This window comes from Azospirillum sp. FG154 (genome assembly GCF_057809575.1).
In genome coordinates this window covers 43,905-58,452 of sequence record NZ_JBMDKF010000020.1, presented here as the reverse complement: position 1 = coordinate 58,452, position 14,548 = coordinate 43,905, and the positions used below count along the sequence as shown (strand labels likewise).

Annotated in this window: 14 protein-coding genes and 1 other RNA gene; 8 read left to right on the top strand and 7 right to left on the bottom strand. The window is 66.9% G+C overall.

The annotated features are described in order from the left end of the window. Nucleotides 1-4: 4 nt before the first annotated feature. Nucleotides 5-1,243: an FtsH protease activity modulator HflK gene (gene hflK / locus ACODS4_RS20445; RefSeq protein ID WP_488866953.1), complete on the bottom strand. Its 1,239-nt coding sequence runs from the start codon at nt 1,241-1,243 to the stop codon at nt 5-7. A gap of 162 nt (nt 1,244-1,405) precedes the next feature. Here hflK and apbC point away from each other — a divergent pair, with 162 nt between their 5' ends. Beyond that, complete coding sequence (apbC, locus tag ACODS4_RS20440) at nt 1,406-2,539, top strand: iron-sulfur cluster carrier protein ApbC (RefSeq protein WP_488866951.1); 1,134 nt, start codon at nt 1,406-1,408, stop codon at nt 2,537-2,539. Nucleotides 2,540-2,693: 154 nt separating this feature from the next. Here apbC and ACODS4_RS20435 read toward each other — a convergent pair whose 3' ends face one another. Further along, entirely contained in the window at nt 2,694-3,074 is a 381-nt protein-coding gene (locus tag ACODS4_RS20435; protein WP_488866949.1) for a DUF983 domain-containing protein, read from the bottom strand. Nucleotides 3,075-3,240: 166 nt separating this feature from the next. Between ACODS4_RS20435 and ACODS4_RS20430 the strand changes: the two genes are divergently transcribed. The 3 genes from ACODS4_RS20430 (at nt 3,241) to ACODS4_RS20420 (ending at nt 6,009) form a co-directional block, all read left to right on the top strand. Then, nucleotides 3,241-4,236, top strand: a complete 996-nt coding sequence (locus ACODS4_RS20430) for an ABC transporter substrate-binding protein (protein WP_488866947.1) — start codon at nt 3,241-3,243, stop codon at nt 4,234-4,236. Nucleotides 4,237-4,321: 85 nt separating this feature from the next. Further along, nucleotides 4,322-5,215 carry an ABC transporter permease gene (locus tag ACODS4_RS20425; protein ID WP_488866945.1) on the top strand — a complete coding sequence of 298 codons (894 nt, stop codon included), beginning with the start codon at nt 4,322-4,324 and terminating at the stop codon, nt 5,213-5,215. Further along, complete coding sequence (locus tag ACODS4_RS20420) at nt 5,212-6,009, top strand: ABC transporter ATP-binding protein (RefSeq protein ID WP_488866943.1); 798 nt, start codon at nt 5,212-5,214, stop codon at nt 6,007-6,009. The genes ACODS4_RS20425 and ACODS4_RS20420 overlap by 4 nt, the downstream gene beginning before the upstream one ends. Before the next feature lie 279 nt (nt 6,010-6,288). Here ACODS4_RS20420 and ACODS4_RS20415 read toward each other — a convergent pair whose 3' ends face one another. The 3 genes from ACODS4_RS20415 to thyX form a co-directional block, all read right to left on the bottom strand. Further along, nucleotides 6,289-7,998, bottom strand: coding sequence for a methyl-accepting chemotaxis protein (locus ACODS4_RS20415; RefSeq protein ID WP_488866941.1), 1,710 nt, complete (start codon nt 7,996-7,998; stop codon nt 6,289-6,291). Between the two features lie 247 nt (nt 7,999-8,245). Then, nucleotides 8,246-10,141 carry an O-linked N-acetylglucosamine transferase, SPINDLY family protein gene (locus tag ACODS4_RS20410; RefSeq protein ID WP_488866939.1) on the bottom strand — a complete coding sequence of 632 codons (1,896 nt, stop codon included), beginning with the start codon at nt 10,139-10,141 and terminating at the stop codon, nt 8,246-8,248. A 41-nt stretch (nt 10,142-10,182) separates the two neighbouring features. Further along, nucleotides 10,183-11,124 carry an FAD-dependent thymidylate synthase gene (gene thyX / locus ACODS4_RS20405; protein ID WP_488866937.1) on the bottom strand — a complete coding sequence of 314 codons (942 nt, stop codon included), beginning with the start codon at nt 11,122-11,124 and terminating at the stop codon, nt 10,183-10,185. Between the two features lie 104 nt (nt 11,125-11,228). Between thyX and ssrA the strand changes: the two genes are divergently transcribed. The 3 genes from ssrA (at nt 11,229) to ACODS4_RS20390 (ending at nt 12,548) form a co-directional block, all read left to right on the top strand. Continuing rightward, nucleotides 11,229-11,591, top strand: a transfer-messenger RNA (tmRNA) gene (gene ssrA / locus ACODS4_RS20400). 50 nt (nt 11,592-11,641) lie between these two features. Next, the gene (locus tag ACODS4_RS20395; RefSeq protein ID WP_488866935.1) at nt 11,642-12,139 is read left to right on the top strand and encodes an SspB family protein; all 498 of its coding nucleotides are present in this window, start codon (nt 11,642-11,644) and stop codon (nt 12,137-12,139) included. Nucleotides 12,140-12,149: 10 nt separating this feature from the next. Beyond that, nucleotides 12,150-12,548, top strand: a complete 399-nt coding sequence (locus ACODS4_RS20390) for a TfoX/Sxy family protein (protein ID WP_488866933.1) — start codon at nt 12,150-12,152, stop codon at nt 12,546-12,548. Nucleotides 12,549-12,575: 27 nt separating this feature from the next. Here the strand turns inward: ACODS4_RS20390 and ACODS4_RS20385 are convergent, their stop codons facing one another. Together ACODS4_RS20385 and def are read right to left on the bottom strand one after the other, a co-directional pair. Then, a complete protein-coding gene (locus ACODS4_RS20385) occupies nt 12,576-13,271 on the bottom strand; it encodes a COQ9 family protein (RefSeq protein WP_488866931.1) in 696 nt (231 codons plus the stop codon). Next, complete coding sequence (gene def, locus ACODS4_RS20380) at nt 13,268-13,810, bottom strand: peptide deformylase (RefSeq protein WP_488866929.1); 543 nt, start codon at nt 13,808-13,810, stop codon at nt 13,268-13,270. The genes ACODS4_RS20385 and def overlap by 4 nt, the downstream gene beginning before the upstream one ends. Before the next feature lie 333 nt (nt 13,811-14,143). Between def and rpsU the strand changes: the two genes are divergently transcribed. After that, the gene (gene rpsU, locus ACODS4_RS20375) at nt 14,144-14,347 is read left to right on the top strand and encodes a 30S ribosomal protein S21 (RefSeq protein ID WP_012974546.1); all 204 of its coding nucleotides are present in this window, start codon (nt 14,144-14,146) and stop codon (nt 14,345-14,347) included. Nucleotides 14,348-14,548 lie beyond the last annotated feature (201 nt).

The following is a 14,548-nucleotide window of genomic DNA, read 5'->3' as shown; positions in this document are numbered from 1 at the left end:
CTCCTCACCGATTGGTCGGTTGCTGGGGCTGGGCCTGCGGCCCGGCGCTGTTGGACGGCATGCTGTTGGGCTGCGTGACCGGGCGCGGCGTGGGCGCGACGTGCGGCGACAGTTGATTCAGCGGCAAATAGGGAATCACCCCCTGCGCCGATCCATCGACGATGATCTTGTTCCGACCGCGCAGAATCTCCTCCATCGTTTCCAGATACATGCGCTTGGCGGTGACGTCCTTGGCCAGCGCGTAGGCCTCATAGACCTTGCGGAAGCGTTCGGCGTCGCCCTGGGCCAGACTGACCACCTGCTCGCGGTAGGCCGAGGCCTCCTGCACCAGGCGCTCCACCTCGCCGCGCGCGCGGGGGATGATGTCGTTGCGGTAGGCCTCCGCCTCGTTGCGGGCGCGTTCGCGGTCGGCGCGGGCGCGCTGCACGTCGTTGAAGGCGTCGATCACCGGAGCGGGCGGATCGGACTTCTGCAACTGCACCTGGGTGATTTCAATGCCGGACTGATACTCGTCCAGCATGGTCTGGAGCAGCTTGCGGGTGGAGTTTTCGATCTGCTGCCGGGCCTCGGTCAACGCCGGTTGCAGCTCGGTGCGGCCAATCACCTCACGCATCGCGCTTTCGGCGGCCTTCTTCACCGTCACTTCCGGCTCGCGGATCTTGAACAGGAAGTTTCCGGCGTCCTTGATGACCCAGAACACCGTGAAATCAATGTCGATGATGTTCTCGTCGCCGGTCAGCATCAGCGATTCGTCGGGAACGTCGCGGTCAGCCCGCCGCCCGTCGCCCGCCGACCGATAGCCGATTTCAATCCGGTTGACCCGCGTCACCTTGGGCAGCAGCACGGATTCGATGGGCGACGGCAGGCGATAGCTCAGGCCCGGCTGTTCCGTGCGCACCCATTGGCCAAAGCGCATGACCACGCCTTGCTCGTCCGCCTCGACGCGGTAGATGCCGCTGGCCAGCCAGATCAGGGCCAGAATGCCGACGCCGACGCCGACGCCGCGCCCGGTGCCGAAACCGCCGGGCATGACGCGGCGCAGGCGTTCCTGCCCACGGCGCAGCAGATCCTCAAGGTCGGGCGGCTGCGGCCCACCGCCGCCGCCCCCGCCGCCCGAAGGCCGACCCCATGGCGTGTTCGGGCCGTTGTTGCCCGGAGGCGCGCCCCAGGGGCCACCGCCCCCGCCGCCGCCGCCCTGGCCGCCTCCACCTTGACCACCCCCGCCCTGATTGTTCCACGGCATACGCGTCATTCCCCTTTTGTGGCGCTCTCGCTGCGGAAAGCTCGGCGTCCGCCGATCTCTTTACCATTCCTGTCCGACGGTCCTATAGTGCCGCTCCCCTCGAAGAGCACGTCCACAGTCGGATGTCTGCCAAATATCGGGAACGCAGCGGAGTTTTCAACCATGGCGCAGATCGGCGAAGCGCAAGTTCTGGCGGCGCTGAAGTCCATCACCGACCCGGACCGGGGCGGCGACATCGTCAGCTTGGGCATGTTGTCGGGTCTGGTGGTCCGCGACGGGCATGTCGCCTTCTCCATCGAGGTCGATCCCAAGCGCGGCGCGCAGGCCGAGCCGGTGCGCCACGCCGCCGAAAAAGCGGTTGAGGCGCTGCCCGGCGTGCTGTCCGTCACCGCCGTGCTGACCGCCCACCGCGCGGCCCCGCAAGCCGCCGCGCCAGCGCCGAAGGGCGGGCATGGTCATGGTGGGCATGGACACGCCCACGCTCCCGCCGAACAGAAGCCGCTGGTTCCCGGCGTCAAATTCATCGTCGCCGTCGCGTCGGGCAAGGGCGGCGTCGGCAAATCGACCACCTCGGCCAATCTGGCGCTGGCGTTGGCCGCCAACGGGCGCAAGGTCGGGCTGCTCGACGCCGACATTTACGGCCCGTCGATGCCGCGCATGATGGGAATCGCCGGTCGCCCCAACAGCCCCGACGGCAAACGGCTGGAGCCGATGGAGAATTTCGGCGTCAAGGTGATGTCGATGGGCTTCCTGGTCGCCGAAGACACCCCGATGATCTGGCGCGGCCCGATGGTGATGAGCGCGCTTCAGCAGATGCTGCGCGACGTCAATTGGGGCGATCTGGACGTGCTGGTGGTGGACATGCCGCCCGGCACCGGCGACGCGCAATTGACCATGGCCCAACAGGTGCCGCTGGCGGGCGCGGTGATCGTCTCCACCCCGCAGGACATCGCCCTGCTCGACGCCCGCAAGGGCTTGAACATGTTCCGCCGCGTCGATGTCCCGGTGTTGGGCATCATTGAGAATATGAGCTATTTCTGCTGCCCCAACTGCGGCCACCGCACCGACATCTTCAGCCACGGCGGCGCCCGCAAGGAGGCCGACGATCTGGGCATGGAGTTCCTGGGCGAAATCCCGCTGCATCTGTCGATCCGCGAGACGTCCGACCAGGGGCAACCCATCGTCGTGTCGCAGCCCGATTCGGAACACGCCAAGGTCTACCGCCAGATTGCGACCCGGCTGTGGGACAAGATCAGCGGCGGCGGACGCGCCGCGCCGAGGATTGTGGTTCAGTAAGGCGGCGGCGAACGGCCCCCTCCCCATCCCTCCCCCGCGTTGCGGGAGAGGGGGTAGGAGCCTTGTTGACGGTCAGCCGATGAAGGTCAGCGGAGTTCCCTCTCCCGCTGCCAAGCGGGGGAGGGTTAGGGAGGGGGCAAGCCGCGCGCGCGCCCTACCCCCGCTCCGACCCCGGCGCGCCGGTGCTCCACAGCAGGCCAAGGATGAATCCCTTGCAGCGCGGCAGCAGCGCCAGCGTCAGCAGCAGGGACAGCAGCGGCCAGACCGCCATATGGACCCAGGTCGGCGGCTCATAGCTCTGCTCCACCGCCAGCAGCGCCGGAATGACGATGTGGCCGACGATCAGGATCGTCATCCAGGGCGGCGCGTCGTCGGCGCGCAGATGGCCAAAGGATTCGCCGCAGACCGAACAGCGGTCAACCGGCTTCAAATAGTTGCGCAGCAACCGGCCCCGCCCGCAGTTGGGACAACAGCCGATCAACCCGCGCAAGGACGCGGCGAGTTTCGAGGGGGGCCGCGCGGTGGTGGCGATCATGGGGCATCCTTCCGTGTCGCCGACAATATAGGCTCTTTTCCGACCGCGCGCACCCCGCCGCCCCGTCTCCGCCCGCGTTTCTGCATTGCGCGACCCGCCGCCGAGTTGACGAGGCCGGTCATCCCGGTCTAGGGGATGGGTTCACCGTTTCGGAGACGACGCGATCATGACCTTCTCCCGCCTGTTGGCCCCCCGTCTGCTGTGCGCTGCGGTCGCCTTGGCCGCTTTCGCGACCCCGGTCGCCCTGTCCGGCGCCGCCCTGGCCCAGACCAAGACCGTGGCGATCACCGCCATCGTCCAGCACCCCGCGCTGGACGCCACGCGCGACGGCGTGGTGGAAGCGCTGAAGGAGGCGGGCTGGACCAGCGGCCAGAACCTGAAGGTCGAGTATCAGAGCGCCCAGGGCAACCCGGCCACGGCGGCGCAGATCGCCCGCCAGTTCGCCGGATCGAAGCCCGACGTCATCGTGCCGATCTCCACCCCGTCGGCCCAGGCGGTGGCGGCGGCGACCCGCGACATCCCGGTGGTGTTCACCGCCGTGACCGATCCGGTCAGCGCGCAGTTGGTGAAGAGCATGGACAAGCCCGGCGCGAACGTCACCGGCCTGTCGGACATGGCCCCGGTGGCCGAGCATGTCGCCCTGATCCGTGAAATTCTGCCGAACGCCAAGCGTCTGGGCGTGCTCTACAACCCCGGCGAACCGAACTCCGTCGTTCTGGTCAAGCTCCTGAAGGACGAGGCCGCCAAGGCCGGCCTGTCGGTGGTCGAGGCCTCGGTCCCCAAATCGGCGGACGCCCAACCGGCGATCCGCAGCCTGGTCGGCAAGGCCGACGCGGTCTATGTCCCGACCGACAACACCGTGGTGTCGGCGCTGGAAAGCGTGATTTCGGTTGGCCAGCAGGCCAAACTGCCGATCTTCTCCGCCGACACCGACAGCGTGACGCGCGGGGCCGTCGCCACCGTCGGCTTTGATTATTTCCAGGTCGGCAAGCAGACCGGCGCGGTCGTCGCCCGCGTGTTGAAGGGCGAGAAGCCCGGCGACGTCGCGGTCGCCCTGGCCAAGGGAACCGACCTGTTCGTCAACCCGAAATCGGCGGCGGCGATGGGCGTGACCATCCCGGACGCGGTGCTGAAGCGCGCGACCAAGGTGGTTGGGCAGTAAGGGTTTTTCATTGTCCCCTCTCCCGCGTCCAGCGGGGGAGGGGTAGGGAGGGGGGGCCGCGCCCCCCCAGCGAAAGCGGTTCCCCATGAGCGACATCGCCCTGTTCGGCGCCATCGAGATCGGCCTTGTCTACGCGCTGGTCGCCGTTGGCGTCTTTTTGTCCTTTCGCATCCTGGATTTTCCCGACCTGACCGTTGACGGCAGCTTCCCGCTGGGGGCCGCCGTCTGCGCCGTGCTGTTGATTTCCGGGGTCAACCCGTGGCTGGCCAGTCTGGCCGCCGGGCTGGCCGGGGCGGCGGCGGGGCTGGTCACGGCGCTGTTGAACGTGCGCTTCAAGATCCTGCATCTGCTGGCCAGCATTTTGACGATGATCGCCCTGTTCTCGGTCAATCTGCGGGTGATGGGGCGGCCCAACGTGGCGCTGCTGATGCAGGACACGGTTCTGACGCCCTTCTATGGGCTGGGCCTGCCCGATCACATCGTGCGCCCGTTGGTGGTGCTGGTCATCGTCGGGGTGGTCGTGCTGCTGTTGGCGCGGTTCCTGTCCAGCGAGTTCGGCTTGGCGATGCGCGCCACCGGCGTCAACGCCCGGATGGCGCGCGCCCAGGGCGTCAACACCGACGCCCACATCTACAGCGGCATCGCGCTGTCCAACGGCCTGTGCGGGCTGGCGGGGGCGCTGTTCGCCCAAACCAACGGCTTCGCCGACGTCACCACCGGCATCGGCACCATCGTGGTCGGCTTGGCCGCCGTCATCGTCGGCGAAACGGTGCTGCCCGCCCGCGCGCTGCTGCTGACGCTGGTCGGCTGCGTCGCCGGGTCGATCCTCTACCGGCTGGCGGTGCAACTGGCGCTGACGGCGGACGTCATCGGCCTGCAAGCCTCCGACCTCAACCTCGTCACCGCCCTGCTGGTCGCGGTCGCCTTGATCCTGCCCCGCTTGAAGGGCAAATCCCGCAGCGCGAGGGCCGCCCGATGATCGTCGTCAAGGACATCCACGTCACCTTCGGGCGCGGCACGCCGCTGGAAAAGCACGCGCTGCGCGGAATCGGCCTGACGATTCCCGAGGGGCAGTTCGTCACCGTCATCGGATCCAACGGGGCGGGAAAATCAACCTTTCTCGGCGCGCTGGCGGGCGACGTGCTGGCCGAACAGGGCCGCATCGTCATCGACGAGCGCGACGTCACCCGCTGGGACACGCCCAAACGGGCGGGGCTGGTCGCCCGCGTCTTTCAGGATCCGCTGGCGGGAAGCTGCGCCACCCTGACCATTGAGGAGAACATGGCGCTGGCCGCCGCGCGCGGTCGTCGTCGCGGTTTGGCGCTGGCTTTGGCGTCGGAGCGGCGCGGCGGCTTTCGCGACCGCATCGCCGCGTTGGGGCTTGGCCTGGAAAACCGCCTGCACGACCGCATGGGCCTGCTGTCGGGCGGGCAACGGCAGGCGGTCAGCCTGTTGATGGCGACGCTGGCCGGATCAAAAATCCTGCTGCTGGACGAGCACACGGCGGCGCTCGACCCCGCCACCGCCGATTTCGTCCTGGACCTGACCCGGCGCATCGTGCGGGAAAACCGGCTGACCACGCTGATGGTCACGCATTCGATGCGCCAGGCGCTGGATTACGGCGACCGCACGCTGATGCTGCACGAGGGGCGCGTCGTTCTGGACGTGGCGGGAACCACCCGCGCCGGTCTGGACGTGCCGCATCTGCTGGCCCTGTTCGCCAAGCAGCGCGGCGGCGAAGAAATCAGCGACGACAGCCTGTTGATCGGCTGAGCCACGCCAGCCAGCCCCCCGAGGGCTACAGTATTCACACATCTTTTTCTTTCTGCAACTAATAATTGAAATAAACGAATTTTCCGTCATCCCCGCGCAGGCGGGGATCCAGAGTTTGCCAGACGAACCCTATGGGTAAGTCTGGATTCCCGCCTTCGCGGGAATGACGGAGAAAAGTTCTTTTTCTTCCAATGAGTTGCCTAAACCGAAGATGTGTGCATCCAGCCCCCCGAGGGGGAGAAGGGGGGCGCCGCAAGGCGACGCCCCCGGCCCATCAGCTCATGCGTTGCGGATCTGCCCCAGGAAACGCCCCATGGCGGTTTGCAAGGCGCTGGATTCGCCCGACAGCCGGTTGGCGGTGTCCAGCACGGTTTGCGTCGTCGCCCCGGCCTCCTGGGCGGCGGCGGTCACGTTGCCGATGGCCGCCGACATCGCCGCCGTGCCGCGCGCCGCGCGTTCGACATTCCCGGCGATCCGGCTGGTGGCCTGCCCCTGCTGGCGGACAGCGGCGGCGATGGAGCCGGAAATCTCGTCGATCCGTCCGATCACCGTGACCATCTGGCGAATCGCCTGATCGGCCCGCGCGCTTTCGGTCTGCACCGCCGACACCTGCGCCCCGATGTCCTCGGTGGCCTTGGCCGTCTGGTTCGCCAAGCTCTTCACCTCGTTGGCGACGACGGCGAAGCCCTTGCCCGCCTCCCCCGCCCGCGCCGCCTCGATGGTGGCGTTCAGCGCCAACAGGTTGGTCTGGCTGGCGATGTTGTTGATGAGCGCGATCACCTGCCCGATGCGCGAGGCCGATTCGGCCAGCGCCTTCATGATGACGTCGGTGTTGGCCGCCTCCTCCACCGCGCTGCGGGCGATCTGGGTCGATTCCGACACCTGACGGTCGATCTCGGCCACCGATTGAGCCAGTTCGTCGGCGGCGGCGGCCACCGTTTCCACGTTCGACGCCGCGTCCTGCGACGCCGACGCCACCTGAGAGGATTGCGACACCACCTGTTCGGACATGGCGGACATCGCTTGCGCCGCCGTCTTCATCGCCACCGACGAATGGGCGACCGCCGACACGGTTTGCGCCACCTCCGACTCGAAGCTCTGCGCCAAACCGTTCATCAGGACGCGGCGCTGGTCGGCCGCCGTCCGTTCGCTTCGCACCTGGGCTTCCCGCAGATGCACAGCCTCGTCCATCGCGGTTTGGAAGGTGCGCGTCGCCCGCGCCATCGCGCCGATCTCGTCGGCTTTCTCCAGACCCGGAATCGTCACCGTGGTCTTGCCCTCGCTCAAGGCGTTCATCGCGTCTTTCAGGCTGCCCAACGGGGCCAGCACGCGACGGAACAGCGTCCACAGCACGCCCAGAATGACCAGCGCGAGAACCCCCAGCATGCCCAGAAACAACTGGGTGGCCCCCGCCTCGCGCGCTTCGGCCTGGGCGATGGCGGTGGTCGTGCGCGCGTTCAGCAGCACATAGAACTCATCCACCGGGGCCATGATGTTGGCCTTGAAGGCGTGGTATTCCGGCGAATGCATCAGTTTGCGCGCCAGTTCCAGATCGGGCGGCCCCTTGCGCGTGAACTTGCCGGTTCCATCGTCAAACAGCCCCTTGACGGCGTTCATGGCGATGGTTTCGGTCTTCACCAGCCCGTCGGAATTGGCTTGCGCTTGTTTGAGCTTGGCGAACTCCGCCTCGGTGAAGCCCGCGCGGGTCATCAACTCCTGCAAGGGAACGGTCACGCCGTCGGCGCGCGGCTTGGCGGTTCCAGCGGCAACGAAGTCCCAGTAGATGCGCTGATACTCCACCGGGCGGGGCTTCTTGCCGTTGCGGATGTCCAGAACCGCCCAATACTGGTCTTCATACCGTGAGTCGCCCGTCACGACGTAAGTACGAGCCAGGCGGGTCAAGTCATCGGAACTTTGGCGCAACTCATCAGCCAAAAGATAGGACTCGTAGCGGGCGTTCACCGCCTGAGAAACCTCATCCCGCGCCAAGCGTACGTTCCAAAATGCCAAAATATTGAGCAGAACCGCCACAGGAAGAGTCAGAGCAAAAAGGGTCATCAGCGCTTTGATCGACAGCCGCGTCATTCCGAAGTCACCCCATCAACAGATGATTTTCTTGAGGAGACGCCAGATAACGCAACAAATCCACAGATCAAATTTTTCGTAAATTTTAAGAAATAAATTTTGGCTAAACCACCTCTATCGTGGTTCCTGAAGCGCCTTAGAAGCGATCTCGTCAGTCGAAATTCAACGCGAAGGAGGCCCGCCCCTGCCCCGCCGCCGCGCGGCTCCACATGGCGGCGAAGGCCGCCTCCAGGGCGCGGGTGAAGCGAACGCCGTCCAGCGCCGGGGAGGCGCGCAGCCGGTCGCGCAAGCCCGCCCGCAGATCGGCCAGCCCGTCGGAGTCGGAGACCAGGGCGGCGGCCATGGCGACGTAAGCGGCCTCGCCGTCCACCGCCAGCGCCGACAGACCGGCGGAGGTCAGATGCGTCACCGCGTGGCGGGCGCAAAAACGGTCGCCCCCCAGCGTCACCACCGGCACGCCCATCCACAGCGCCTCCAGCGTCGTCAGCCCGCCCGAATAGGGGAAGGGGTCGAGCGCCACGTCGATTTCACTATAACCGCCCAGAAACTCCCGGTGCGGCGCGCCGCCGCGCAACAGGATCCGCGCCGGATCGGCCCCGGCGTCGGCGAACAGGGCGAGCGCCCGCGCCCGCTGCTCGGGATCGTCCAGGCCGGGCGCGCGCAGCAGCAGCCGGGCGTCCGGCACGGCGGCCAGCAGCCGCGACCACAGGGCGGCGACCGCCGGGTTCAGCTTGGGCAGCGCGTTCAACGAGCCGAAGGTGGGAAAGCCGTTGGTCCGCATGGGCGGCGGGGCCACCGGCGGCGCGTCCTCGGGCGGTCCCCATGGCACATAGGCGTCGGGCATGCGGACGATGCCCTCGATCGCCCAGCCGTCGGCCCCCGGCGGGCTTTGGCGGCCGTCGGAAATCAGGTAATCCATCGCCGGAAGGCCGGTGGTGCCGACATAGCCCGCCCAGGTCGCCTGAACGGGGGCGGCGCGCTGGGCGAACACCCCCAGCCGGTTGCCGAAGGTGTGCCCGGCCAGATCGACCAAGATGTGGATGTTGTCGGCGCGGATGCGGGCGGTCAGCTCCGCGTCGCTCAGGCCCGCCGTCCACACCCAACCATCGGCCAGCACCCGCAGGCGCTCCGTCTTCCAATCGGGGTTGGCGGTGTTGGCGTAGCACACCACCTCGACCGAGTCGCGGTCATGGGCCGCCAGCACCGGCTCCAGGAAAAAGCCGACCGGGTGGGCGCGGAAATCGGGGGAGACGTAGCCGACGCGCAGCTTCGGCGCCGGGGGCGCGACCGAGGCCGCGAGACGGTCGGGATAGCGCGCGCCCCAATCGGCGTGGGCCTGGGCGATCTGCGCCATGCTGCGGGCCGGATCGAACTGCATCAGATAGAGCCGCGCCGTGTGCAGCGAATCGGCGCCGGGGTGCAGGCGCAGGGCGCGTTCGACGGCGACCAGAGCCTCGCCCAACCGCCCCTGAAGCGCCAACGCGCGGGTGGCGCGGTTGGCCAGCGCCTCGGCCCGCGCCGGGTCACGGACCAGCGCCGCCCGGTATGCCGCTTCCGCCGCGCCCAGCCGATCCAGTTCGGCCAGCGCGTTGCCCAGATTGTAGGGGTGAATCCAATTGTCCGGCTCCAGCGCCGCCGCCCGGTGGTAGAGAAGCGCCGCCTCGTCGCGCCGCCCCTGCGCCCGCAGCAGCACCCCGGCGTTGGCCGTCGCCGTCACGGCGGCGGGGTCGAGCGCCAGCGCGCGGCGGTAGCAACCCTCCGCCAGATCGGCCCGGTTGGCGTCGCGCAGGCCCTGCGCCATCGCCAGCAGCCCATCCATGGCCAACGCCAGACCGCCATCCAGGTTCAACGCCCCGGCGTAGGCCTGCACGGCGCCCAGCGCGTCCCCCTTGCTCTCCAGCACCAGCCCATAATTCGCCCACCAGGCGGCGACGCCGGGGTTCGCCGTGATGGCTTGGGCGATGAGGTCGAGCGCCTCGTCCAGGCGGCCCGCCTGCGCCGCGATCAGACCTTGGCGGTGAAAGCCCTCGGCCTGATCGGGCGTCATGGCGGCAATCCTTGCTCGGTGTGGGCGTTTCGGGTGAGTGGTTAGGCTTCGGGACGGCCCAACTGGTCCATCAACTCGCGCCATTCGCGCTTGGACAGGCCGCTGTTGTCCTGCGTCACCGGCTCTCCCGCCAGCAGACGTTTCACCACGTCCAGCCCGGTGCGCGACAGATGGCCGCCGCCCTGGCGGTATTCGGTGAAGGACTCATAGACCGCCGGAACCCAGCGGCGGACGATGTCGAGCATCGCGTCGGCGTAGACGCGAATCTCATACTGGGCGTGACTGTCGGCGCGCAGCGACAGGAAATGCAAAAGATTGTGAAGGTCAACCTTCCAATACCACTGGGTGTAATAGTTCAGCGGCAGGTTCATCCGCGCCAATTCCCGCGCCAGCCCCTGGCGGGACTCGTCGATGACCGTGCCGTCTTCGCGCTGGTTCAGCAGCTCTTCATAATGGCTGTAGGCGCGTTCGGAATCGTCGCGCAGCAGCTTGAGCACCGCCGCCGCCTCGTCGCCTTCCAGCACGTCGCCCCGGCCCTGGCGGTTGATGACGGCCTGCGCGCCCAACTGGTCGGGGGCGGGAACGTAGAACTCCCGGTCCAGGATCGAATAGCGCGCCGAATATTCGTTCACGTTGGCCGTGCGGTGGCGGATCCACTGGCGGGCGACGAAGATCGGCAGCTTGACGTGAAACTTGATCTCGCACATCTCGAACGGGGTCGAGTGGCGGTGGCGCATCAGATATTTGATGAGACCGGCGTCTTCGCTGACCTTCTTGGTGCCCTTGCCGTAGGACACGCGGGCGGCCTGCACGACGGCGGCGTCGTCGCCCATATAATCGACAACCCGGACAAAGCCATGGTCGAGCAGCTCGACCGGCTGGTACAGAATCTCTTCCAGCGCCGGAACGGTGGCGCGGCGGGTGGTGGCGGTGACGGCGCGCAGGCGATCAATTTCGTCGCGCTGCTCGGGCGTGATCGGCATGGTGACTCCAGGGGCTTCGATGGCGCGCACTCTAACGCGCGATGACCGGCCAATTCCAGCCGCAAGGCGACGCAGCCCTCTCATTCGCGCCAGTTGCGACTCAAACACTTCCATTGCCGGGCGCGACCCCCTATATTCCCAATCGTCGGCTTGCCGACTATGGCGATAAACGCCTTGTGGAATAAGCGTTGTGGACCCGGGGGCGGTACCCGGCGCCTCCACCAACCATCTTCCGGTGTCATTGGCCGGGGTCGTTGGGGGCGAAACAGGATCGACACGCGTGGTAAAGGCATGGTTTTCGCTCGGCATGGTTCCGCCGTTATCGGGCCATTTGCAAAGTTGCCAATGACAACGTTGCTCAGGCTCGCCTCGCTGCCTAACGGCGGCTGGTGGCCTAAACCTAAATCCCCGATGGTTAGCGCCTGAGGGTGGGGCCGTGGGCCGCCTAGCAACAGAAGGCCCACACTTCACCATCATCGTTGTTTCGCTCACGCGATTGTCAGGGACCAGCCCAAGCATGCCGAAAGAGCAGCTTCGTTACGACCGGATGGTCGAGTCCGCGTTGCGCGGCGTCGTTCGCGAAGCCTTGACCGAAGTGGCCGAGCGTGGGCTGCCCGGCAACCACCATTTCTATGTGACGTTCCGCAGCGGTTATCCGGGGGTCGACATCCCCAGCTATCTCGCCGCGCAATACCCCAACGAAATGACCATCGTTCTTCAGTTCCAATATTACGGACTGGAGATTCACGACGATCATTTCGAGGTGACGCTGAGCTTCAACAACGTGCACGAACGTCTGGTCATCCCGTTCGGCGCGATCACCACCTTCGCCGACCCGTCGGTGAATTTCGCCCTGCAATTCCAACCGGTGGTCCCCGCCGAATCGGCGGAGATCGCGGCGATCCCGACCCGCCCGACCGTGGCCGAACGCAAGGACGAGGCCAAGCCCAGCGATTCCGACGACGAGCCGAAGCGCGGCGAAGTCGTGACCCTGGACGCCTTCCGCAAAAAGTAACCCCCGCCTGATGGCCGCCCGCCCGCCAAGCGAGTTCGTGACCGACGTCTGCGCGACGTTGTCCCGGCTTGGCGACTTGCGGGCGCGCCGCATGTTTGGCGGTTACGGAATCACCTGCGACGGCTTTTCCTTCGCGCTGGTGGCCGACGACAGTCTCTATTTCAAGGTCGATGACGGCAACCGGGCTTCTTACGAAGCGTTGGGGTTGGAGCCGTTTCGCCCGATGGCCGACAAGCCGGTGACGCTCTCCTACTACCCGCCGCCCGACTCGGCGCTGGACGACCCCGACGAATTGTTGGATTGGGCGCGCCCCGCCCTGGAGGCGGCGTTGCGCGCGGCGGCGGCCAAAACGGCGGCGGCCAAGCGAAAGAACACAAAAAAGACGAAGGCGGCTCCGGCGTCGGAATGAAGGCCGAACGGGACGCCGCCGTTCCCCTCACACCGCTTCGGTGCGGTTCAACGTCGTCGCGTCGATTCCGGCGGAACCGCTGCGCTGGCGGATCTGGCGGGCGAAGCGCACCGGGCTTGGCAGGTGCGACAGCAGCGCGCCCAGCTTGCCCAGCGAGGCCGTCGCCTTGCCGACGCTCATCACATCGGCCAGACGGCGGTCCACAAAGGCCCAGGTCTCGGCGTGGTCGTCCGACTGGTCGTCCAGCCAATAGAAGGTGGCGGAGCTGACCACGGCGGCCAGCAACGCCCGCTTGGTGTAATGGTTGTAGTCGGTCGCCGTGTCCCCCGCCGCGAACCACAGCGAATCGACGGTGGCGTAGAGCAGCTTCAGGCCCAACCCGACATTCTGCGGCATCGCCAGATAGGACAATTGCCGCCGCTTGGCCTCGCGGTGCGGCTCCAGCACCTCGAAATGGGTGCGGACGGCCAGCGCGATCTTTTCGCGCACCTTCAGGGCGTCGAGCGGCTGGGCGTCGAGTCGCGCCAGGGTTTCGGCGTCGGTCCAGGCGCTGAAATGGGCGACCGCGTCGGCGACGCCATCGGGGAAGGCGCGCAGCAGGGCCGTGGAGTCCAGCCCGGCCTGATCGGCGCCGTCGCGCAGGGCCTGAAGGCTCCAGCCATCAAAAGCGACGTTGGGCAGGGTCGCCAACAAAAGCGCGTCGCGCAACTGGTCGATGGTCATTCGCGGTCTCCCGCCCCCTTCAGGGCGTCGGTGAGGTGATGGCTTTCCTCGACGGTGGCGAGGTGGCGCGTGTCGGCGACGCGGTCGATGTAGAGATGACCGTCGAGATGATCGGTTTCATGCTGCACGACTCGGGCGTGGAATCCCTCGGCTACCCGGCTGATCGGCGCGCCGTCCAGCCCCACCCCGCTGTAGCGGATGCGGGTGAAGCGCGGAACCAGCCCGCGCAGAACCGGAATCGACAGGCAGCCCTCCAGCCCCAACGCCGTCTCGCCGTCCAACGGTTCGATCACCGGGTTGATGAGGACGGTGGGCGGGATCGCCTCTCCGCCGGATCGGTCGGGCGGAACGCGGAAGACGATCATCCGAAGAGACTCGCCCACCTGCGGCGCGGCCAGACCAACGCCGGGCGCGTCCATCATCGTCTCAATCATGTCGGCGGCGAGCCGCGCGATGTCCGGGTCGGTCGGGTCGGCGACCGGACGCGCCGCCGCGCGCAGCACAGGGTTGCCCATCTGGGCGATCATCAACAAGGCCATGCCCTATTATCTGGGAGACGACGCGCGTCCGGCAACTGTTTCGCGGAGTCGGGCGATGAAAACATCGTCATCTTGGTCCACACGGCAGAAACGGCATGAACAGAGGACAGATAAGCCCAATCAACCAGCCAAGGCGGCCCAGTGGCGGCCCAATGGCGGCGCCGCCCCTGCTGTCCGGCGTCTGCGCGGCGACCTTGCCGCATCGGCAAAGAGTCCTCTTCACAAGGCCGCGACAGCGTGCTACACACTGATCCACACAAGGGGTGCGCCCGCCGCGCATGCCTGTCTGTTGCTTAGTTGCAACATGACTCACTTGGAAGGGTGACGGTTAACGTGCAAGTTCTGGTCCGAGACAACAACGTCGATCAGGCCCTCCGCGCGCTCAAGAAGAAGATGCAGCGCGAGGGTATTTTCCGTGAAATGAAGCTGCGCCGCAATTACGAGAAGCCCTCGGAAAAGCGCGCTCGCGAGAAGGCGGAGGCGGTTCGCCGCACCCGGAAGCTTCTCCGCAAGCGGATGGAACGCGAGGGCTATTGATCGACGGGCGTCGTCAGGACGCCTGCGATTATGGGCGTGCTTCGGCGCGCCCAAGACCCCTTTGTGTCTTGCACCTGGACCGTCCCGTGAAGTTTCGCGTGGGCGGTTTTGGTGTGTCTGGAGTTTTGTTTGGGTGCCCTGGAGTGGTCTCGTTGCGGCGAGCGGTCGCCTTGACGCCCCCTCCCCAGCCCTCCCCCGCTG